The sequence below is a fragment of the Candidatus Pelagibacter sp. HIMB1495 genome (genome assembly GCF_052047955.1).
Lineage (GTDB): Bacteria > Pseudomonadota > Alphaproteobacteria > Pelagibacterales > Pelagibacteraceae > Pelagibacter.
The window spans coordinates 1052326-1074742 of record NZ_JBNAIQ010000001.1; the positions used below are offsets into that span (position 1 = coordinate 1052326).

Genomic DNA, 22417 nt, shown 5'->3' on the forward strand with positions numbered 1-22417 from the left:
ATTATTTTTTAGTTGGTGTTAATTTCTTCCCTGCAATAGCGATTGCTTTTCCTTTTCTTGTTCTTGCATTACATCTTGTTCTTTGACCTCTTACAGGTAATTTTTTTCTATGTCTTGTTCCTCTATAACATGCGAGATCTATCAATCTTTTAATACTTAAAGAATAATCTCTTCTAAGATCTCCTTCGACTTTAAAATTTTGATCGATGTATTCTCTTATTTTTAAAATTTCATCATCAGTTAACTCATTCACTCTTTTGGCTCTTGGAATTTCTAGAGAAGAACAAATTTGTTGTGAGAATTTATCTCCAATTCCATAAATATATGTCAGTCCAATGTGGACAAGTTTATTTTGTGGAATGTTTATACCTGCGATACGAGCCATAATTTTTGTGATAAATTGTGCCTTTTATATAAGAAGATTAATCAAAGTCAACGTCTTAAACATTTATAAAAGTGTCTATTTTCCTTGTTATTTCGTCTATTTCTAAGCTTCCATCAATTTCCTTAAATTTAGGATTCTCTGAGTAGTAATTAAGCACTGGCTCTGTTGTGTTCATGTATGTATCAAAACGTTTTAGAATAGTACTTGTTTCATCGTCTGATCTATTTTCAATAATTTTTCTTTTCTCTAGTCTTTTTACCACTGTATCTTTATCAACTTTAAGATACAAAATTAAATCTATTTTTTGATTTGATGCCTCGAGTAAGATATCTAAATTTTTTGCTTGGCTCAAAGATCTAGGGTATCCATCAAATATTAATCTGTTTTTTTTTTGAGGGTCAGAAACTAAATTTTCAATAAGTTTATTTACAATTTCATCACTTACAAATTTACCATTTTTCATGTCATTAGTTATTGTCTTACCAATGTCTGAATTTTTATATATTTCTTCTCTTAAAAGTTCACCAGTTGAGATTTGAAAGGAATTTAATTTCTTTACTAAATATTTAGCTTGAGTACCTTTACCAGCACCAGGCGGTCCAAACAAAACTATATTCACTTACTTTCCAAATTTAGTTTTCTTAATTAATTGTTCGTATTGAGAGCTCATTAATCTTGTTTGAATTTGAGTTACAGTATCAATGGCTACAACAACAACAATAAGAATAGATGCACCGCCCAAATAAAAGGGAATTGGGTAATTAGCTATTAAAAATTCTGGCATTAAACATACAAGTGTCAAATATAGAGCACCTATTGTAGTAAGTTTAGTTAAAATATTTTCAATATATAATGCTGTACTCTCACCAGGTCTAATTCCTGGTACAAAGCCACCATATTTTCTTAAGTTTTCTGCAGTTTCAGTTGGGTTAAATGTAATTGAAGTATAGAAAAATGTGAAAAATATTATACCAGATGCATATAGCAACATGTACAAAGGCTGACCTTGAGTGAAATAAGAACTTAAATTTAGAAAAGTTTCATTGTTCGAAAAAGAAAAATTAGAAAAAGTAACTGGTAACAATAATAAAGCAGAGGCAAAAATTGCTGGTATTACTCCTGCTTGATTAATTTTCAGTGGCAAATGAGAAGACTCTCCACCGTACATTTTGTTTCCCATTTGTCTTTTAGGATAATTGATAAGAATTTTTCTTAAAGCTCTCTCCATAAAAACAACAAATAAAATAGTTAATATTAAAAGAACAAAAATTGCTAAGATCATGAAAGTTGATACGGCACCTGTTCTACCTAATTCAAAAGTTGTAACTAAAGCTCTAGGTATTTCAGCAACGATACCTGCAAAAATAATTAAAGAAATTCCATTTCCAATTCCTCTTTGAGTGATTTGTTCTCCTAGCCACATAAGAAAAATTGTACCGGCAACAATGGTTGTTACTGTTGTAATTTTAAAAAATGCTCCTGGATTAATTACTAAATCTGCAGAAGACTCTAAACCTACTGATAAACCATAACCTTGAACTGTAGCAAGTAAAACTGTTCCATATCTTGTAATTTGGGTAATCTTTGCTCTGCCAGTTTCTCCCTGAGCTTTTAAATTCTTAAAATAATCTGAAACCCCTGTTAACAACTGAACTATAATAGCCGATGATATGTATGGCATTATACCAAGAGCGAAAATTGCCATTCTACTGACAGCACCTCCAGCAAAAACATTAAACATACCTAGTAACCCTTTTTGATTACCATCCATCATGATTTTTAATTGTTCTGGATCAATACCTGGTAAAGGAACGAATGTACCAAATCTATACACAGCAAGAATTGCTATGGTAAAAATTATTCTATTTCTTAGATCATTTGTTGAAGATGATGCGCTCATTTAAACAAATTATTTTTTCAATTGAATAGATCCACCAATTTTTTCTAGTTTTTCTATTGCTGATTTTGATGCTAAGTCAGCCTCAATATTAATTTTATCCTTTAACTCTCCAGTGCCTAGTATTTTTAATTTTGTAGAGTTTTTGTTAATTAATTTTAATTTTTTTAAAGATGAAGAATTTAGTACTTCATTTGGATTAATATTTTTTTTATCAATATAAGACTGAATTTTTTCTAAGTTTAAAATTGCAATATTTTCTCTTGAAATTGGATTAAAACCTCTTTTGGGTAGTCTTCTGTATAAGGGCATTTGACCACCCTCAAAACTTTTTATTGCTACACCAGATCTAGATTTTTGGCCTTTAACACCTCTGCCAGATGTTTTACCTTTTCCTGATCCTATACCTCTTCCTACTCTAATTTTAGGTTTATTAATTTTCTGTCTTGAATTTAATGTAATCATTACCCTCTTTTTTCAATAATTTCTGATATTTTTTTATTTCTTATTGCTGAAATTTGTTTTGGTGAATTTTGTTTCATTAAAGCTTTCATAGTTGCTCTAATGACATTGTGTGCATTTGATGTGCCCATTGATTTAGCAACAATATCTTTTACACCCAATACCTCGCATACTGCTCTAACTGGACCACCTGCAATAATACCTGTACCTTTTGATGCTGCTCTTAAAACTATTCTACCAGAGCCATCTTTAGCTTTCACATCATGATGAATTGTTCTTCCCTCTCTCAAAGGTATATGTGTTAATTTTCTTCTCGCCATTTCATTAGCTTTTTTAATTGCATCTGGAACTTGTTTTGCTTTAGCGTGTGCTATTCCAATTTTTCCAGCCTGATTCCCTACCACTACAAGAGCTGAAAAACCAAATCTTCTTCCACCTTTTACAACTTTTGTAATTCTGTTGATATGAACTAACTTTTCTAAAATATCGTCTGTTTTTTTGTCTTTGTTATTTTCCATAATTAAAATTCCATCCCATTTTCTCTTAACGTGTCTGCAAATGCTTTAATTCTACCATGATATTTATAAGATCCTCTATCAAAATAAATTTTTGTAATATTTTTTTCCTGAGCTTTTTTTGCAAGCTTTTGGGCAACTAATTTTGAAAGCTCTGTTTTGTTAATTTTATCTGATGATTTTAAATCTTTCTCAATGGATGAAGCTGATAACAAAGTTACTTTTTTTGTATCATCAATGATTTGAGCCGAAATATTTTTAGCAGATCTTGAAATACTTAATCTAAATCTATCTTTTGGAGCAACTTTTTTTACTTTGTTGCTAACTCTAAATCTTTTTCTAATACTAGTGTTTAGTTTCATTATTTTTTCTTACCTTCTTTTTTAAGAACATATTGGCCTTTTTCCCTAACACCTTTACCCTTATATGGCTCAATTTTTCTAAATGTTTTAATTTTTGATGCAACTTCACCAACTAATTGTTTGTCAGATCCAGTGATCTTAAGTGTAGTTTGTTTTTCTACAGCAATTTTAATTCCTTCTGGAATATCAAAATCAATATCATGACTATAGCCTAATTGTAAATTTAGCTGATTTCCTTTTAATGCCGCTCTATATCCAACACCTACAAGTTCCAGCACTTTTTCGTAGCCAGTACTTGAACCAATTACAGCATTATTAATTAAACTTCTGTTCATACCCCAAAGTCGTTTAGAATTTTGGTCAATTTTTTTTGGTTTAATCGAAATCTCTTTTCCTTCTTTAATATCCAAATTAAACATATCTAAGTCAATATTTATTGATTTTTTTCCTAGTGGCCCTTCTATATTTATAATATTACCAGCTAAAGCCACTTTAACTTTTTCAGGGATTGATATATTTATTTTTCCAATTTTAGACATTAAAATACCTTACAAATAATTTCGCCACCAACACGTTGTTTTCTGGCGTCAATATCAGTCATTACACCTTTAGGTGTAGAAACTATTGCAATACCAAGACCGTTATTAATTTTAGGTAAACCTTCGGCACTAGAAAAAATTCTTCTTCCTGGTTTAGAAACTCTTTCAAATGCACTGATAACTGGGTTACCAGAGTGATATTTAAGTTCTAAAGACAATGTTGGTTTATTATCCTCTGAACTGATTTTAAAATCTTTTATAAAACCTTCATTTTTAAGTATATCGGCAATTTTTGATTTAAAGTTTGATGATGGCAGATCTACTTTTTTATGATTTCTCGCTTGAGCATTCTTAACTCTAGCTATCATATCTCCTATTGGGTCACTTAAACTCATAATTTTCCTTCCTACCAGCTCGACTTAACTAAGCCAGGTATTTTTCCTTGTAATCCTAATTGTCTAAGAGCAATTCTTGATATTTTTAATTTTCTATAAACACCATGTGGTCTACCTGTTATTTCACATCTATTCATCACTCTTGTTTTAGCTGAATTTCTTGGCAATTTTGATAATTTCTGCTGTGCCTTAAATCTTTCCTCTAATGGAAGTTTTTTATCCATTATTATTTTTTTCAAATTTTGTCTTTTCTTGAACATTTTGTCTGAAAGTTTAATTCTTTTTTTGTTTTTATTTACAGCACTAAGTTTAGCCATTTTTAATTGTCTCCTTTTTTAATAAATGGAAAATTCATTTTTTCTAATAATGCAAAGCTGTGCTCTTTGTTAATTGCTTTTATAACAATAACGATATCTAAGCCTCTAACTTTATCAGCTCTATCAAAACTAACTTCAGGAAATATGATATGTTCCTTTATGCCAAAAGTATAATTTCCGAATTTATCAAACCCTTTCGGTGATAATCCTCTAAAATCTTTAATTCTTGGAAGAGCAATATTTACTAATCTATCTAAAAATTCATACATTTTGTTTTTTCTTAAAGTTACTTTTAAGCCTGCATTAGATCCTTTTCTTGTCTTAAAATTAGCTACAGATTTTTTGAACTTTGTAGTTACAGGTTTTTGGCCTGTTATCTTAGCCATATCCTCTTCACACGATTTAAGAATTTTAGAGTCTGAACCATCTAAACCAAGACCCATATTTAAAACAATTTTTTCAATTCTTGGTGCCATGTAAATATTTTTGAAGCCAAATTGGTCTTTTAAAGCTGGTTGTATTTCTTTATTAAAAATTTCTTTTAATCTTGGAGTCATTATTTCTTAGCCTCTTTTTTCTTTTCTGCTTTTTCATCTATTAATTTTAAATTTGATAAATGAATAAAACCTTCTTTTGAAAAAATACCACCTTTTTTCTCTTTTGTTGTTTTAACGTGTTTTTTAACCATATTAATTTCTTTTATTTTGGCTCTATTATTCGCTCTGTCGATTTCGATAACTTCACCTTCTTTTTTTTTGTCTTTTCCAGTTAGCACTCTTACTTTTAGACCTTTTTTAATCATCTTATAAAACCTCCGGCGCTAGTGAAATTATTTTCATTTGCCCTCTACTTCTTAATTCTCTAGTTACAGGACCAAATATCCTAGTACCAACTGGTTCACCCTTATCGTCAACTAATACTGCTGCATTATTATCAAATTTTACTTTTGAACCATCGTTTCTATGAATTCCTTTTTTAACTCTTACTACTACAGCTTTATGAACGGTTCCTTTCTTTACTTTGCCCTTAGGGATAGCCTCTTTCACAGCAATTACAATTGTATCTCCAATGCTGGCATATCTTCTCTTAGATCCACCCAATACTTTGATGCACTCTATTTTTTTTGCACCTGTGTTGTCAGCAACTTGTAATTCTGTCTGTACACCAATCATTATTTATTATTCTCCATAACTTGAAACTTTTTATTTTTTGAAAATGGTTTGCTTTCAATAATTGAAACTTTATCACCTGTTTTAAATGTATTATTTTCATCATGAGCATTGTAATTTTTTCTGACTCTAATGACTTTTTTTAATACAGGGTGTGAATATTTTCTCTCTACCATAACTGTAATTGTTTTATTAGGTTTGTCGCTTATCACCACTCCTGTTAATATTTTTTTAGGCATTTGATTTTCCTTTTAAAATTGTTTTCAATCTTGCAATTGTTTTTCTTGTTTCTCCAATTTTTGCAGGATTAGTTATTTGAGAATTCATTTTTTGAAATCGAAAATTAAATAAGTCTTTTTTAAGCTTATCAATATTTTTGATAACTTCATCTTTGCTTAATTTTTTAATCTCTTGTTTTTTCATTTATGCAAATCTCTTTATTGTCTTTGTTTTTATTGGTAACTTTGCTGAAGCTTTATAAAGTGCCTCTTTGGCAATTTGTTCAGAAACACCATCAACTTCAAATAAAATTCTTCCAGGTTTTACTCTACAAGCAAAATATTCTGGTGATCCTTTTCCTTTACCCATTCTAACTTCTATTGGTTTTTTAGAAACTGGAATATTTGGAAAAACTCTTGTCCATACTCTTCCTTGTCTTTTCATGTGTCTAGTTAAAGCAACCCTAGCAGCTTCAATTTGTTTTCCAGTAACTCTTTCAGGCTGTAATGCCTTCAAGGCATATGCACCGTAATTAATAGTACTTGCTCTAGTAGCATTACCATGAATTCTTCCTTTATGAGCTTTTCTCCATTTAGTTCTTACTGGCTGAAGCATTATTTTTTACCTTCCTTTGGAGTGACTTTGTTTGTTTCCTGGCTAAATTCTCTTGCAAAAACTTCACCTTTATAGATCCAAACCTTAATTCCAATAATTCCATATGTTGTAAGAGCTTCCGCTTCTGCATAATCTATATCTGCTCTTAAAGTGTGTGATGGTATACTACCATCTCTTAACCATTCGGTTCTAGCGATCTCATTACCACCTAATCTTCCACTTACTGAAACTTTAATCCCTTTTGCACCTAGTCTGATACATGATTGCATGGCTCTTTTCATGGCTCTTCTGTATGAAATTCTTTTTACTAACTGTTGTGCAATGTTTTCAGCAACTAAATATGCATTTGTTTCAGGTTTTTTAACCTCTTTGATATTTAAGTTTACTTCATTTGTAGTAAATTTTGATAAGTTATTTTTAATTTTATCAATGTCACTACCTTTTTTACCAATTACAAATCCAGGTCTAGATGTGTATATTGTAACGTAACATTTGTTTGATGTTCTCTCAATCATCACTTTAGATACACCTGAATTAATTACATTTTTCTTTATGTATTCTCTTATTTTAAAATCTTCAATTAGATAGTTGCCAAAATCTTTTTTCTTAGCATACCAAACAGAGTCCCAACCTCTGTTTACACCTAATCTAAAACCTACAGGATTAACCTTTTGTCCCATGTTTCTCCATTTGTTTTGCCTCTGATAAAATTATAGTAACTGTTGACCAAGGTTTTAAAATTGGTGCCGCTCTACCTTTTGCTCTTGGTCTAAATCTTTTCATAACAATTTTTTTTCCACAATACGCTTCTTTGACAATTAAATTGTCAATATCATATTGAAAGTTATTTTCAGCGTTTGCAACAGCTGAGCTAATTGTTTTTCTAATATCTCTGGTAACTCTTTTTTCCGAAAACTGTAGATCTCTAATAGCTACATCGACCTTTTTACCAACAATACTTTTTAGAATTGGATTAATCTTTCTTACGCTAGATCTAATTCCATTGTTTATAGACTTTACAATCTTATCGTTGTTTTTATCAATTTTCTTTTTCTTACCCATAATTATTTTTTCTCTGCTGGTTTAGCTTTCTTATCGGCTGGTGTGTGTCCAAAAAAAGTTCTTGTTGGAGCAAACTCACCTAATTTATGACCCACCATATCCTCTGAAACTGTTATTGGTATAAATTTCTTACCGTTATATATTTGAAAAGCTACCCCTACAAAATCTGGAAGAATAGTAGACTTTCTAGACCATGTTTTAATTGGAATTTTCTTCGGATCATCTTTGTACTTGTCTACTTTTTTCATCAAGCTTTCTTCAACAAATGGTCCTTTCCATACAGCTCTAGCCATTACTTAGTATCCTTCCTTTTATTTCTTCTCTTCACTATAAATTTATCTGTTCTCTTATTATCTCTAGTTTTTAAACCTTTTGCCGATTGTCCTGTTGGAGATACAGGATGTCTTCCTCCAGCTGACTTACCTTCACCACCACCATGTGGGTGATCTACTGGGTTTTTAACAACACCTCTAGTATGAGGTCTTCTTCCCAACCATCTTGATCTACCAGCTTTACCAATTTTAATATTTTTTTGATCAGGATTACTTAATATTCCAATAGTAGCTAAAGCCCTTGAGTCTATTTTACGTACTTCCCCTGATGCTAATTTAATTAAACTATAATTTCCATCTAATCCACTAATCGTAACTGAAGAACCAGCTGCTCTAGCTATTTTACCTCCACCACCTGGTTGAATTTCAACGTTATGAATATTGATACCAACAGGTATATCTTGTAGCGGCATGCAATTTCCAATTTTAATTTCTTTTTTTGATCCACTCTCAATCTTATCTCCAACTTTAATTTTTTGAGGAGCTAAAAAATACGAATGTGTTCCATCCTCAAATTTAACCAACATGATGTAGCAAGATCTATTCGGATCGTATTCTATTCTTTCAACAGTAGCCTCCATGTCAAATTTTTTTCTATAAAAATCAACATGTCTATACATTTTCTTATGACCACCCGCTCTGTTAATTGAAGTGATGTGTCCATTATTATTTCTACCCTTCATAGCATTTTTTGGGGAAACAAGAGTTTTAAAAGGTTTGCCTTTCCATAGCCCTGTTCTATCTACTAAAATAGTACCTCTAGTAGATTTTGTGTATGGTTTAAAAGTTTTTAATGCCATTTCTTAAATTCCTGTTGTTAGATCAATGCTTTGACCTTTTTTTAGAGTTATGATTGCTTTTTTGTATCCTGAAACTTTCACTTTTTTACCTCTAGTGAGTTTAGTTCTATTTTGTTTATTGATGATGTTAATTTTAGTGACATTAACTTTAAAAATTTTTTCAATATTTTTTTTAAGGTTTTTTTTATTAGCACCGTCAGGAACCTTGAAAGTAATTTTATTCAATTCTGATAGGTTTGTTGATTTTTCAGTAACAACTGGGAAAAGAATTTTGTCGTATAAATGAATTTTATCCATATTAAGAATACCTTTTCTCCAATTCTTTTACTGAACTTTCAGTAAAAACTACTTTCTTAAATTTTATAATATCGTACGCGCTAAAATGATTTACGTCAGTAACTTTTACGTTTGGAATATTTCTCACAGATTTTTCTATCTTATCTTTTGAATTTTTATCAAGAATAATTAATGAATTAGAAATCTCTAGTTTATTAATTATTGAATTCATTTCTTTTGTTTTTTTAATTTCAGAATTAAAATCATTTAAAATTAATAAGTTCTTATTATTATTTTTTTCGGTAATTAAAGAAGCAACACTTTGTTTCTTTTCATTTTTATTTAACTTTCTTTTTTTGTAAGCTAATTCACCTTTTGGACCATGAGCTATACCACCACCAACAAAAATAGGAGCTTTTCTACTAGCGTGCCTTGCTCCTCCAGTTCCTTTTTGTGCATAAATTTTTGATGTCGGACCTTTTACCTCATTTTGTTGTTTAGTCTTAGCGTGTCTACCTTTGTAGTTAGCGTTTGTTTTGTACAAAACACTAGCAACTAACTTTTGATTAATCTTTGCAGAAAATATTTTATCTAACACTTCAATAGTATCTTTTTTTCCGTCTATGCTAATTTTATCTAATTTCATTATTTTTTCTTCTTATCTGGTGTTTTTTTTGCTTCCTCAGCAGCAGCTAATTTTTCACTGATTGTCATTTTATTTATATTTTTAACTGATCTTTTAACCATCACTTCAGCATTTTTTGATCCTGGAATAGATCCTTTTAAATAAAGTAGATCATTTTCTAAATCTGTTTTTATTATTTCGATATTTTGCATTGTTCTTAGCTTATCACCCATATGACCAGCCATTTTTTTTCCTTTAAAAACTTTACCAGGATCTTGACTGTGTCCTGTTGAACCATGAGCTCTATGAGAAATAGAAACACCGTGACTGGCTCTTAAGCCACCAAAGTTATGTCTCTTCATAGCACCAGCAAAACCTTTACCAATTGTTTTTGATCTTGTGTCTACAAATTTAATATCTTTGAAAATTTCTAAACCAAATTCATTTCCTTCTTTATAAGCAGAAGTATCGTTCACTCTAAATTCTTTTAATTTTTTCTTAGCTTCAGTGTTTTTCTTTGCAAAAACACCTTTCATTGCTTTTGTTAATTTTGAATTTTTTATTTTTCCATACCCAAGTTGAACAGCTTTATAACCTCTTTTTTCTTTCTCAATTACTTGAATAACTCTAGCTTTTTCAACTTTAAGAACTGTAACAGGCACTAATTGACCAGATTTATAAAACTCTCTAGTCATGCCAATTTTCTTACCTAATAAAGCTATCTCGCTCATAATTAAATTTTTATCTCCACATCTACACCTGAAGCTAAGTCTAATTTCATTAAAGCTTCTACTGTTTGTGGTGTTGGTTCTATAATATCTATTAATCTTTTGTGAGTTCTAGACTCAAATTGCTCTCTACTTTTTTTATCAATGTGTGGAGATCTTAAAACTGTATATCTTTCAATTCTAGTAGGAAGTGGAATTGGACCTTTTATAGTAGCTCCAGTTCTTTTAACTGTATTAACTATTTCTTCGGTAGAAGCATCCAAAACTTTATTATCGTATGCTCTTAGTTTAATTCTAATATTTTGTTTTTCCATTAACCTGCTACCTTTTTAGTTACTTCATCTTGAACGTTTTGTGGAACTTTAGAATAATGATCAAAGAACATTGAATATTGCGCTCTTCCTTGAGACATTGATCTTAGATTGTTTATGTAGCCAAACATATTTGCTAAAGGAACCATTGCCGTGATTACAGTTGCATTACCTCTTTGCTCTTGAGTGCTAATTTGGCCTCTTCTACTGTTTAGATCACCAATTACATCACCCATATAATCTTCTGGAGTAACAACTTCCACTCTCATAATGGGCTCTAAAAGCTTTAATCCACCTTGAGTGCAAGCTTCTTTAAAACATGCTCTGCTGGCAAGTTCAAATGCTAGAACACTTGAGTCTACATCATGATGCAAACCATCAACAATCGTTACTTTGTAATCAATCATAGGAAAACCTGCTAATATTCCACTATCAGAAACTGTCTCAATGCCTTTTTCAACACCTGGGATAAATTCTTTTGGAATAGCTCCACCTTTAATGGCACTTTCAACCTCTCTACCCTTACCTGGTTCTTGAGGTTCAACAAATAATTTTACTTTAGCGAATTGACCAGCGCCACCACTTTGTTTTTTATGTATATATTCAAATTCAGCTGATTTTTCTATTGTCTCCCTGTAAGCAACTTGTGGAGCTCCAACATTTGCTTCAACTTTAAATTCTCTTTTCATACGATCAACAATAATATCTAAGTGTAACTCACCCATACCTTTGATGATTGTTTGACCAGATTCCTCGTCAGATGATACTCTAAATGATGGATCTTCTTTAGCTAATCTTGCTAAAGCTTCACCCATTTTTTCTTGGTCACCTTTTGTTTTAGGCTCAACAGCAATTTCAATTACTGGTTCAGGGAATTCCATTGGCTCTAATAAAACAGGATTTTCTTTGTCACACAAAGTGTGTCCTGTCATAGTATTTTTTAAGCCTGCCAAAGAAACAATATCACCTGCATTTGCTTCTTTAATATCTTCTCTAGAGTTTGCATGCATTAAAAGCATACGACCAACTCTTTCTTCTTTATCTGATGAAGAATTGTACACAGCTGTACCAGATTTAATTGTACCAGAATAAATCCTAACAAATGTTAATGAACCAACAAATGGGTCATTTGCTACTTTAAATGCTAATCCTGAAAAAGATGATCCATCTTCGAATTTCATTTCAATCTCATCATCAGAACCAAGTTTTGTTCCTTTAATAGATCCAATATCCACTGGACTTGGAAGGTAATTAATAACTGCATCTAATAAAGGTTGGACACCTTTATTTTTAAAAGCTGAGCCAGTTAAAACAGGCACAAAGCTAAAATTTAAAGTTCCTTTTCTAATACATTTAACTAAATCTTCCTCTTTAATTTCATCTCCATTTAAATACGCTTCCATTAATTTTTCGTCTTGCTCAACTGCAGACTCAATTAATTCAGTTCTGTATTTTTCTGAAATTTCTTTTAAATCATCAGGTATATCTTTATATTCCCACTCTGCGCCTAATGCTTCATTTTTCCATACTTGAGCTTTCATTTTAACAAGATCAACAACACCAGTTAAAGAAGCTTCAATTCCAATAGGTACTTGTAAAACTAATGGTTTAGCACCCAATCTATCTCTGATCATGTCAACACATCTAAAGAAATCTGCACCAGTTCTATCAAGTTTATTTACAAAACAAATTCTTGGAACTTTATATTTGTCTGCTTGTCTCCATACTGTCTCAGATTGAGGCTCTACACCAGCAACTCCATCAAATACAGCCACAGCACCATCTAAAACTTTTAAAGATCTTTCTACTTCAATTGTAAAATCTACGTGGCCTGGAGTATCAATTATGTTAACTCTGTGGTCATTCCAGAAACAGGTTGTTGCTGCAGAAGTAATTGTGATACCTCTTTCTTGTTCTTGCTCCATCCAATCCATTGTTGCAGCACCATCATGTACTTCACCAATTTTATGACTTTTTCCTGTATAATATAAAATTCTTTCTGTTGTAGTTGTTTTACCAGCATCTATGTGGGCCATGATCCCAATGTTTCTATATTTATCTAATGCATGAGTTCTAGCCATAATTTTTTACCATCTAAAATGTGCAAATGCCTTGTTAGACTCTGCCATTTTATGAACATCCTCTCTTTTTTTTACTGCAGCACCTTTTTTTTCATAAGCATCATACAGTTCGTTAAAAATTTTATCTGCCATGTGTTTGTCTTTTCTTTTTCTTGCTGAATCAACTAACCATCTTATTGCAAGTGCTTGAGCTCTTTTGCTTTTTACCTCAACTGGCACTTGGTATGTTGCACCACCTACTCTTCGTGATCTAACCTCTACAGTTGGTTTGATATTGTTAATTGCTTCATTAAAAATATTTATAGGTTCATCTTTAGTCTTTGTTTTGATTTTCTCTATTGCTTCATAAACTATTTTTGCAGCAATACCTCTTTTGCCATCATACATAATGTTGTTTATTAATTTTGGAATTATAGTTGAATTAAATTTTGGATCAGGAACTACATTTTTTTTGGGTTGAGTTTTTTTTCTAGACATTATTTACCTTTTTTTGTTCCGTATAAAGATCTTCTCTGTTTTCTATTTGCAACACCTTGTGTATCTAAATTTCCTCTTAAGATATGATATCTAACACCAGGTAAGTCTTTAACCCTTCCGCCTCTAATTAGTACTACTGAGTGTTCTTGTAAGTTATGACCTTCGCCTGGAATATAAGCAGTTACTTCAAAACCGTTTGACAATCTAACTCTAGCAACTTTTCTTAATGCAGAGTTTGGTTTTTTTGGAGTGGTTGTATAAACTTTAACACAAACACCTCTTTTTAAAGGTTGCTTTTGTAAAGCGGGAACTTTGTTCCTAGAAACTTGTTTAACTCTTTTTTTTCTTAACAACTGATTAATAGTTGGCATAATTTTTTTTTTAAAATTTATTTATTTATTTTTGAGATGAAAATAACTGACAGGTTATTTTGTGGCAGCGTTTAGTGCCTCAAGAGCACTACATTCCAACCAAAAACATCGCCAAAATACTTATTAATCAGCTATTGTCAAACTAAAACTGCAATTTTTAGGTGATTTTTTTATTGATTTACTTGTGTTTCTTCAGGCTCAGAAGCTTCAAGTTTATCTTGTTCTGCTAAGAAGCTATTATCATCTTCCAAGGCCTTGTTGTTCCATCTGTTCTTGATATTACCCGTACCAGCAGGAACTAATCTTCCAACAATTACGTTCTCTTTTAAACCGTTTAATGGATCAACTTTCCCTTTAATTGCAGCATCTGTTAATACTCTTGTTGTCTCTTGGAAAGATGCAGCAGAAATGAATGATTCTGTTTGAAGTGAAGCTTTAGTAATACCCATTAAAACTCTTTCTCCAACTGCAGGAGTTTTGCCTTTAGCAACTAATTTTTCATTAGTATTATCAAACTTGATTCTATCAACCACTTCACCTGGTAAATAACTTGAATCTCCAGATACCTTAACTTCAACTTTCTTAAGCATTTGTCTTAGAATTGTTTCAATATGTTTATCGTTAATAATTACACCTTGTAATCGATATACTTCTTGAACTTGATTAACAAAATATTCTGTTAATTCTTTAATGCCTAAAATTCTTAAAATATCATGCGGTAATGGCTGTCCATCTAAAAGATATTCGCCTTTTTGAATTTTTTCACCAGGATTAAAGTTAATGTGTTTTCCTTTTGGAATTAAATAATTTGATGGTTCTGATCCGTCTTCAGGAACAATCGAAATTCTTTGTTTACCTCTAACTTCTTTTCCAAAAACAACACTTCCATCGTTTTCGGCAATAATAGCACTGTCCTTAGCTTTTCTAGCTTCAAAAAGTTCAGCTACTCTTGGAAGACCTCCAGTAATATCTTTAGTTTTCGTTGTTTCTTTAGGTAATCTTGCAATAACATCACCAGCATAAACTTTTTGACCATCTTTAATTGATAAAATTGAATCTGGTACTAAGTAATATCTAGCTTCATTGTCATCTGCTTTTTTAATTACATTTCCTTTTTCATCTCTTAAAGTAATTCTTGGTTTTAAATCTGTACTCTTAGATTGACCCCTCCAATCAATTACAGATTTTGATGATATACCAGTTGCATCATCAGTAGTTTCTTGAATCGAAAGACCATCTATCAAATCAACATAACTTGCAATACCACTCTTTTCGGCAATAACTGGAGTCGTATATGGATCCCACTCACAAATTTTTGTATTTGCTTTAACTTTATCTCCATTATTAAAAAATAATCTTGATCCATAAGCAACTTTATAAACTGCTATTTGAACTCCTTTGTCATCCTCAATAGAAAGTTGAGTATTTCTTCCCATAACAATTAAATTCTTTTTAGAATCCTCTAAAATATTTGAGTTAATAATTTTTAATGTTCCATCGCTTTTACTGATAATTTGGTTATCTTGTTTAACTGAAGCTGTTCCCCCAACGTGGAATGTTCTCATCGTTAACTGCGTACCTGGTTCTCCAATTGATTGTGCTGAAATCATACCAATTGCTTCACCTACATGTACCATTTTACCTCTAGATAAATCTCTTCCGTAACAAGTAGCGCAAACACCTTCTTTAGAACTACAAGTCATTACTGAATAAACTTTTATAGATTTAACACCTGCTGCATCAATTTTATCACAGCCTGCCTCGTCAATCATTTCAGACTTTTTGATTATTACCTCACCACTTAAAGGATTTTTCACTTCAGCAGCTGTAACTCTACCTAATGCTCTTTCTGCCAAACTAACAACTACGTTACCACCCTCTAAGATCTCAGATAGTTCAATAAAACCTGGTTCTTCACATTTAATTTTTGTTACTGTTAAATCTTGAGCAACATCACACAATCTTCTTGTTAAATAACCAGAGCTTGCTGTTTTAAGCGCAGTATCTGCTAATCCTTTTCTTGCTCCGTGTGTAGAATTAAAATACTCTAAAGCTGTTAAACCTTCTTTAAAGTTAGAAATAATTGGACTCTCAATAATTTCACCTGAAGGTTTTGCAATTAATCCTCTCATACCAGCTAATTGTTTCATTTGCGCTGCTGAACCTCTAGCACCGCTATCAGCCATCATAAATACTGAATTTATTTTTAAACCCTCTTCTGTTTTTTCAGTTGCAGAAATTCTTTTCATCATTTCACCCGCAACTTTATCAGTACATTTAGACCATGCGTCGACAACCTTGTTGTACTTCTCGCCTCTTGTGATCAAACCTTCGGCATATTGAGTTTCATAATCTGCAATTAATTTTTTAGTATCATCAATTAATTGTGTTTTATTTTCAGGAATAATTAAATCATCTTTTCCAAATGAAATTCCTGCTTTAAATGCATGCTTAAATCCTAAATCTTTAAGTTTATCACAGAAAATAACTGTAGTTTTTTGACCACAGAATCTGAAAACCACATCAATTATTTCAGAAACAACTTTTTTTGGTAGCAATCTATCAACTAGTGAAAATTTAATATTGCTATTTTTTGGTAATAGGTTGGCTAATAAAAATCTTCCTGCAGTTGATGTATATTTTTCAATCTTCTTATTTCCTTCTTCATCAACAGTTTCATATCTTGAAATAATAGTACTGTGAACGTTAATTTCACCTGAAGATAATGCAAACTCTATTTGATCAGAATTAGTAAAGTATCCAGATGGTTTATCCGATACTGGTTCCTGTGAAAGATAATATATTCCTAAAATCATATCCTGACTTGGAACGATTATAGGTTTACCATTTGAAGGGGATAGAATGTTGTTCGTTGATAGCATTAATATTCTTGCTTCCAACTGAGCTTCTAAACTTAAAGGTACATGAACAGCCATTTGGTCACCATCAAAATCAGCATTAAAAGCTGCACAAGTTAAAGGGTGTAGCTCAATTGCATCACCTTCAATTAATTTTGGTTCAAAAGCTTGAACACCAAGTCTATGGAGTGTTGGTGCTCTGTTTAATAAAACAGGGTGTTCTCTTACGATTAATTCCAACGCATCCCATACAGCATTAGTTTCTTTCTCTACTAATTTTTTGGCTTGTTTAATTGTAGATGCTAAACCTAATTTGTTTAATCTTGCGTATAAAAATGGTTTAAATAACTCCAAAGCCATTTTTTTTGGTAATCCACACTCATGTAATTTTAAGTCTGGGCCGACAACAATTACTGATCTTCCAGAGTAATCTACCCTTTTTCCTAATAAGTTTTGTCTAAATCTACCCTGCTTACCTTTAAGCATTTCTGCAAGAGATTTAAGTGGTCTTTTACCTGTTCCGGTAATAACACGACCTCTTCTTCCATTGTCGAAAAGAGCATCAACAGACTCTTGAAGCATTCTTTTTTCATTTCTAACAATGATGTCTGGAGCTTTAAGATCCATTAATCTTTTTAATCTATTATTTCTGTTAATAACTCTTCTATATAGGTCGTTAAGATCTGAAGTGGCAAATCTACCACCATCTAGCGGAACCAAAGGTCTTAATTCTGGTGGAATAACTGGAACCACAGTCATAATCATCCACTCTGGTTTTTGACCAGTTTCGATAAATGACTCTATTAATTTTAATCTCTTAATTGCTCTTTCTTCATTAACTTTAGATTTAGTCTCTTTAATAAAGCTAACAAGATTTTTTCTTTCTAATTCTAAGTCAAGATTTTTTAACATCTCAAGAACAGCTTCTGCTCCAATACCTGCAGTAAAGCTTTCTTCACCAAATTCATCTTGATATTTTGCTAATTCTTCTTCATTTAAAAGTTGGTTTTTTTGCAAACCAGTTAATCCTGGTTCGATTACTATAAAGTTTTCAAAATAAAGTACTCTCTCAATCTCTTTCAACTTCATGTCTACTGCAAGTGCAATTCTACTTGGTAATGATTTCAAAAACCAAATATGTGCCACAGGAGTTGCGAGATTAATGTGGCCCATTCTCTCTCTTCTTACATTAGATTTTGTTACCTCAACGCCACATTTTTCACATATGATACCTCTAAACTTCATTCGTTTATACTTTCCGCATAAACATTCGTAATCTTTGATTGGTCCAAAAATTCTTGCACAGAATAGACCATCTTTCTCTGGTCTAAATGTTCTATAATTTATAGTTTCTGGTTTTTTAATTTCACCAAATGTCCAAGATTTAATTTTTTCAGGACTAGCTAAAGAAATTTTAATACTATTAAAATTTTGGGCTTCTGAAATTTCGCTTCCTTTAAATAAATCAGTTAATTCTTTTTTCATTAATTAAGCTCCACGTTTAATGCTAATGATTTAATTTCTTTAACTAAGACGTTAAATGACTCTGGGATACCAGACTCGAAATTCTCTTCACCTTTAACTATAGTTTCGTAAACTTTAACTCTTCCAGCAACATCATCAGATTTTACAGTCAAAATTTCTTGTAAAGTATAAGAAGCTCCGTAAGCTTCAAGAGCCCATACTTCCATCTCTCCAAATCTTTGACCACCTAATTGTGCTTTACCACCGAGAGGTTGTTGTGTAACTAAACTGTAAGGACCTGTAGATCTTGCATGAATTTTATCTTCAACTAAGTGGTGTAGTTTCAACATATAAATTATTCCAACTGTAACTGGTCTGTCAAATTTTTCTCCAGTTCTTCCATCCCATAAATAAGTTTGTCCAGATCCTGGTAAGTTCGCTAATTCTAACATGTCAGTTACATTTTTCTCTTTAGCGCCATCAAAAACAGGAGTGGATATTGCAATACCATTTTGTAAATTTTCACACAGGTCTTTAAATTCGTTCTTACTTAATTTATCTACTTTTTCATTGAAAGTATCTTCACCATAAACAGATTTTAAAAATTTTTCTATTTTTTCAGTTCTTTCGATCTTTTTGTTATTTTCGTTAACTAAATTTTTAATCTGTTCACCAAATTCTTTACATGCCCAACCCAGGTGAGTTTCTAAAATTTGACCTACATTCATCCTACTTGGAACACCTAGAGGATTTAAAACAATATCAACTGGTCTACCATCTTCTCTGTATGGCATATCTTCAACTGGTACTATTTTACTAACAACACCTTTATTACCATGTCTTCCTGACATTTTATCACCTGGTCTTAATCTTCTCTTAATAGCTACAAAAACTTTTACCATTTTCATAACACTTGGTAATAAATCATCACCACTTCTAATTTTTAAAACTTTATCTTCAAATCTTTCTGTAATATCTTGTTTTGCTTTGTTGTATTGATCTTTAAGTTGTGCCAAAGTCGCTTCATCATTTACATTTCCAACTGTTATTTTAAATACATCATTTATAGAAAGATTATTAATTGCATCAAAATCAAGTTTTGTTCCTTCAGATAAATCTTTTACTTTTTTAGTTATTGATGATCCTGATAAAATTTGAGAAGCTCTTTGTTTGATGCTTCTCTCTAAAATTTCTTCTTCTACTAATTTATCTTGCTGAACTTGTTCAATTTCAGCTCTTTCAATAGTTATTGATCTTTCATCTTTTTCAATACCATGTCTGTTAAATACTCTTACATCAACAACTGTACCACTAGCACCCCGTGACATTCTCAAAGATGTATCAGTAACATCAATAGCTTTTTCTCCAAAAATTGATCTTAATAGTTTTTCTTCTGGTCCTGATGCTGAATCACCTTTTGGTGTGACTTTTCCAACTAAAATATCACCAGCGTTTACTTCAGCTCCAATGTAAACTATTCCTGATTCATCAAGATTTTTTAAAGCTTCCTCGTTAACATTAGGAATATCTCTGGTAATTTCTTCTTCTCCAAGTTTTGTGTCTCTTGCCATTATTTCGTATTCCTCAATATGTACTGAAGTAAATACATCGTCAGTTACACATCTTTCTGAAATCAAAATTGAGTCTTCAAAGTTGTAACCTTGCCATGGCATAAAGGCTACTGTTACATTTTTTCCAAGTGCTAATTCACCTAATTTTGTTGAAGGACCATCTGCAATAATATCACCAGATTTAACTTTATCACCAACTCTAACAAGTGGTCTTTGGTTAATACACGTATTTTGGTTTGATCTTTTAAATTTTTGTAAATTATAAATATCTACACCTGATTCACTAAAATCAGTTTCTTCTGTTACTTTAATAACAATTCTCTTACCATCAATTTTATCAACAACTCCATCTCTCTTAGCAACAATAGTTACACCAGAGTCTAAAGCCACATCACTTTCAATTCCTGTACCAACCAATGGTGATTCTGGTTTTAAAAGAGGAACTGCTTGTCTCATCATGTTAGAACCCATTAGAGCTCTGTTAGCATCATCATTTTCTAAGAAAGGTATTAAAGATGCTGCAACAGAAACAAGTTGTTTTGGTGAAACGTCGATATAATCAATTGCATCTGGTTTTGATAAAAGGAAGTTTAAATTTTGTCTGCAAGAAACGAGTTCCTCAACTATCTTTCCATTTTTATCTAGCTTTGTATTTGCTTGAGCAATTGTAAATTTGGTTTCTTCCATTGCAGATAAATACTCAACTTTATCCTGCACAACTCCATCTTTTACTTTTTTGTATGGGCTTTCAATAAAGCCATATTTATTTATTTTTGCATAAGTTGACAAACTATTAATCAAACCGATGTTCGGCCCTTCTGGCGTCTCAATTGGGCAAATTCTTCCATAGTGAGTTGGGTGAACGTCTCGAACTTCAAATCCAGCTCTCTCTCTTGTTAGTCCACCTGGTCCAAGAGCAGAAACTCTTCTTTTATGTGTAATTTCTGACAATGGGTTCGTTTGATCCATAAACTGTGAAAGTTGCGAGCTAGCAAAAAAATCTTTCAATGAAACAGTTAGTGGTTTTGCGTTAATTAGATCCTGAGGCATCGCGGACTCAACATCTAAAGTAGTCATTTTTTCTTTAATAGCCCTTTCCATTCTGTAAACACCAATTCTCGCTTGGTTTTCAACTAATTCACCTACAGATCGTACTCTTCTATTTCCTAAATGATCAATATCATCGACATCATCCTTGCCATCTCGTAAATCTAACATTTTGTGAATGATAGCAATAATATCATCATTTCTTAAGATCGTAATTTTATCAGAGCACTCTTGGTTTAATCTTGAATTCATTTTTACTCTACCAACATCAGATAGATCGTATCTGTCTGAGCTAAAGAAAAGATTATTAAATATTTGAGTGGCTATCTCTATTGTTGGAGGTTCGCCAGGTCTTAGCATTTTATATATTTCAGTTATAGCTTCGTCTTTAGAGTTATTTTTATCTGCTAAAACAGTTGTTAATAAATAAGGTCCTTTATTTATGGAATTTGTTACCGATATTTGTAAAGAGTGAATATTTACATCCAGTATTTGTTGAATAATTGTATCATTTAGTTCAGTACCAATTTTAAAAGTACCTTCTTCTTCATCACTTACTTTAACATCTCTATGTAAGAATTTTCCGAAAAGAGACTCTCTTGTAACTAAAATATCTTTAAGCCCATCGTTAGCTAATTTTTTAGCATTTAAAAAATTTATTTTATCACCTAATTTTATTACTACTTCACCAGTTTTTGCATCAATTACTTCTTCTGAAAAGTTTTTAGCTTTATAATTCTCAGGGTTAAATTTAGTTTTCCATTTTTCTGTCTTAGGATCGAAAGTATATTGCTCACTATCATAAAACTCATCAACAATTTCTGATTTAGAAAAACCTAACGCTAAAAGTAATGTTGATGCAAGTATTTTCTTTTTTCTGTCAATTTTAAAATATAAAAAATCTTTAACATCATATTCAAAATCTAACCAAGATCCTCTGTTAGGTATTACTCTACAATTAAATAATAATTTTCCACTTGCGTGGGTTTTTCCTTTGTCATGATCAAAGAAAACACCTGGGCTTCTATGCATTTGGTTTACAACAACTCTTTGAACACCATTGGTAATAAACGTTCCACTATTAGTCATCATAGGAACTTCGCCCATATAAACTTCTTGTTCTTTTGCTGATAAAATATCTTTAGTATTGTTCTCTTGATCTATTTCGTAAACAACTAATCTTAAAGTACATTTGAGAGCTGAAGAATAAGTTAAACCTCTTGTTATACATTCTTCAACATCAAATTTAGGTTTTTCTAACCTGTATGAAACATATTCAAGAGTTGCTTTGTCATTTAAATCTTCAATTGGAAAAATACTTTTAAAAACTCTATCAAAACCTTTTGTTAATTCGGTTTCAGCGTAGAATTCAGTTAATTCTTTGTAAGAATTTTTTTGAACTTCGATAAGATTTGGAATTGATAAGCTTTCTTTTAGTTTACCAAAACTTTTTCTAATGTTTTTCTTTTCAGTAAAAGATAATTGCATCTATATTTATTAATACTGATTAAAAAAATCAGTATTTGAATTCTTTCTAAT

28 protein-coding genes are annotated in these 22417 nt (G+C 31.4%); all 28 read right to left on the reverse strand.

Annotated elements, in window-relative coordinates; genetic code table 11:
• Window position 1: 1 nt before the first annotated feature.
• Window positions 2-385, reverse strand: coding sequence for a 30S ribosomal protein S13 (gene rpsM, locus ACTTAW_RS05670; protein WP_075506789.1), 384 nt, complete (start codon window positions 383-385; stop codon window positions 2-4).
• A 55-nt stretch (window positions 386-440) separates the two neighbouring features.
• The gene (locus ACTTAW_RS05675) at window positions 441-1004 is read right to left on the reverse strand and encodes an adenylate kinase (protein ID WP_440648593.1); all 564 of its coding nucleotides are present in this window, start codon (window positions 1002-1004) and stop codon (window positions 441-443) included.
• Window positions 1005-2285 (reverse strand): preprotein translocase subunit SecY, encoded by a 1281-nt coding sequence (gene secY, locus ACTTAW_RS05680; protein ID WP_075506791.1) that lies wholly within the window; start codon window positions 2283-2285, stop codon window positions 1005-1007. It lies immediately after the preceding gene.
• Between the two features lie 9 nt (window positions 2286-2294).
• Window positions 2295-2747 (reverse strand): 50S ribosomal protein L15, encoded by a 453-nt coding sequence (gene rplO / locus ACTTAW_RS05685; RefSeq protein WP_440651481.1) that lies wholly within the window; start codon window positions 2745-2747, stop codon window positions 2295-2297.
• Entirely contained in the window at window positions 2747-3262 is a 516-nt protein-coding gene (gene rpsE, locus ACTTAW_RS05690; protein ID WP_075506793.1) for a 30S ribosomal protein S5, read from the reverse strand. Before rpsE ends, rplO begins: the two co-directional genes overlap by 1 nt.
• Before the next feature lie 2 nt (window positions 3263-3264).
• Window positions 3265-3621 (reverse strand): 50S ribosomal protein L18, encoded by a 357-nt coding sequence (gene rplR, locus ACTTAW_RS05695; protein ID WP_262589109.1) that lies wholly within the window; start codon window positions 3619-3621, stop codon window positions 3265-3267.
• A complete protein-coding gene (gene rplF, locus ACTTAW_RS05700; RefSeq protein WP_262589108.1) occupies window positions 3621-4160 on the reverse strand; it encodes a 50S ribosomal protein L6 in 540 nt (179 codons plus the stop codon). The genes rplR and rplF overlap by 1 nt, the downstream gene beginning before the upstream one ends.
• The gene (gene rpsH, locus ACTTAW_RS05705; protein WP_428080012.1) at window positions 4160-4555 is read right to left on the reverse strand and encodes a 30S ribosomal protein S8; all 396 of its coding nucleotides are present in this window, start codon (window positions 4553-4555) and stop codon (window positions 4160-4162) included. Before rpsH ends, rplF begins: the two co-directional genes overlap by 1 nt.
• Window positions 4556-4566: 11 nt before the next feature.
• Entirely contained in the window at window positions 4567-4872 is a 306-nt protein-coding gene (rpsN, locus tag ACTTAW_RS05710; RefSeq protein WP_075506797.1) for a 30S ribosomal protein S14, read from the reverse strand.
• 2 nt (window positions 4873-4874) lie between these two features.
• Window positions 4875-5429, reverse strand: coding sequence for a 50S ribosomal protein L5 (rplE, locus tag ACTTAW_RS05715; protein ID WP_262589106.1), 555 nt, complete (start codon window positions 5427-5429; stop codon window positions 4875-4877).
• On the reverse strand, window positions 5429-5674 hold the full coding sequence (gene rplX / locus ACTTAW_RS05720; protein WP_440651482.1) for a 50S ribosomal protein L24: 246 nt from the start codon (window positions 5672-5674) through the stop codon (window positions 5429-5431). The genes rplE and rplX overlap by 1 nt, the downstream gene beginning before the upstream one ends.
• A gap of 1 nt (window position 5675) precedes the next feature.
• Window positions 5676-6044, reverse strand: coding sequence for a 50S ribosomal protein L14 (gene rplN, locus ACTTAW_RS05725; protein WP_440651483.1), 369 nt, complete (start codon window positions 6042-6044; stop codon window positions 5676-5678).
• Window positions 6044-6280: a 30S ribosomal protein S17 gene (gene rpsQ, locus ACTTAW_RS05730; RefSeq protein ID WP_428080011.1), complete on the reverse strand. Its 237-nt coding sequence runs from the start codon at window positions 6278-6280 to the stop codon at window positions 6044-6046. The genes rplN and rpsQ overlap by 1 nt, the downstream gene beginning before the upstream one ends.
• A complete protein-coding gene (gene rpmC, locus ACTTAW_RS05735; protein WP_075506802.1) occupies window positions 6273-6464 on the reverse strand; it encodes a 50S ribosomal protein L29 in 192 nt (63 codons plus the stop codon). Before rpmC ends, rpsQ begins: the two co-directional genes overlap by 8 nt.
• Window positions 6465-6875, reverse strand: coding sequence for a 50S ribosomal protein L16 (gene rplP / locus ACTTAW_RS05740; RefSeq protein ID WP_075506803.1), 411 nt, complete (start codon window positions 6873-6875; stop codon window positions 6465-6467).
• Window positions 6875-7555 (reverse strand): 30S ribosomal protein S3, encoded by a 681-nt coding sequence (rpsC, locus tag ACTTAW_RS05745; protein WP_440651484.1) that lies wholly within the window; start codon window positions 7553-7555, stop codon window positions 6875-6877. The genes rplP and rpsC overlap by 1 nt, the downstream gene beginning before the upstream one ends.
• A complete protein-coding gene (rplV, locus tag ACTTAW_RS05750; RefSeq protein WP_440651485.1) occupies window positions 7539-7937 on the reverse strand; it encodes a 50S ribosomal protein L22 in 399 nt (132 codons plus the stop codon). Before rplV ends, rpsC begins: the two co-directional genes overlap by 17 nt.
• Window positions 7938-7939: 2 nt before the next feature.
• Window positions 7940-8230, reverse strand: coding sequence for a 30S ribosomal protein S19 (gene rpsS, locus ACTTAW_RS05755; RefSeq protein WP_075506806.1), 291 nt, complete (start codon window positions 8228-8230; stop codon window positions 7940-7942).
• Window positions 8230-9069 (reverse strand): 50S ribosomal protein L2, encoded by an 840-nt coding sequence (rplB, locus tag ACTTAW_RS05760; protein WP_075506807.1) that lies wholly within the window; start codon window positions 9067-9069, stop codon window positions 8230-8232. Before rplB ends, rpsS begins: the two co-directional genes overlap by 1 nt.
• A gap of 3 nt (window positions 9070-9072) precedes the next feature.
• Window positions 9073-9366, reverse strand: coding sequence for a 50S ribosomal protein L23 (rplW, locus tag ACTTAW_RS05765; protein WP_262589101.1), 294 nt, complete (start codon window positions 9364-9366; stop codon window positions 9073-9075).
• A 1-nt stretch (window position 9367) separates the two neighbouring features.
• Window positions 9368-9991 carry a 50S ribosomal protein L4 gene (gene rplD / locus ACTTAW_RS05770; RefSeq protein ID WP_262589100.1) on the reverse strand — a complete coding sequence of 208 codons (624 nt, stop codon included), beginning with the start codon at window positions 9989-9991 and terminating at the stop codon, window positions 9368-9370.
• Complete coding sequence (gene rplC / locus ACTTAW_RS05775; RefSeq protein ID WP_440651486.1) at window positions 9991-10701, reverse strand: 50S ribosomal protein L3; 711 nt, start codon at window positions 10699-10701, stop codon at window positions 9991-9993. Before rplC ends, rplD begins: the two co-directional genes overlap by 1 nt.
• Window positions 10702-10703: 2 nt before the next feature.
• Entirely contained in the window at window positions 10704-11012 is a 309-nt protein-coding gene (gene rpsJ, locus ACTTAW_RS05780; RefSeq protein WP_023853699.1) for a 30S ribosomal protein S10, read from the reverse strand.
• A complete protein-coding gene (fusA, locus tag ACTTAW_RS05785) occupies window positions 11012-13090 on the reverse strand; it encodes an elongation factor G (protein ID WP_440651487.1) in 2079 nt (692 codons plus the stop codon). Before fusA ends, rpsJ begins: the two co-directional genes overlap by 1 nt.
• A 6-nt stretch (window positions 13091-13096) precedes the next feature.
• Window positions 13097-13567 carry a 30S ribosomal protein S7 gene (gene rpsG, locus ACTTAW_RS05790; RefSeq protein ID WP_075506812.1) on the reverse strand — a complete coding sequence of 157 codons (471 nt, stop codon included), beginning with the start codon at window positions 13565-13567 and terminating at the stop codon, window positions 13097-13099.
• Window positions 13567-13938 (reverse strand): 30S ribosomal protein S12, encoded by a 372-nt coding sequence (rpsL, locus tag ACTTAW_RS05795; RefSeq protein WP_075506813.1) that lies wholly within the window; start codon window positions 13936-13938, stop codon window positions 13567-13569. The genes rpsG and rpsL overlap by 1 nt, the downstream gene beginning before the upstream one ends.
• A gap of 170 nt (window positions 13939-14108) precedes the next feature.
• Complete coding sequence (gene rpoC, locus ACTTAW_RS05800) at window positions 14109-18281, reverse strand: DNA-directed RNA polymerase subunit beta' (RefSeq protein WP_440651488.1); 4173 nt, start codon at window positions 18279-18281, stop codon at window positions 14109-14111.
• Window positions 18281-22366, reverse strand: coding sequence for a DNA-directed RNA polymerase subunit beta (gene rpoB / locus ACTTAW_RS05805; protein WP_440651489.1), 4086 nt, complete (start codon window positions 22364-22366; stop codon window positions 18281-18283). Before rpoB ends, rpoC begins: the two co-directional genes overlap by 1 nt.
• Window positions 22367-22417: the final 51 nt, after the last annotated feature.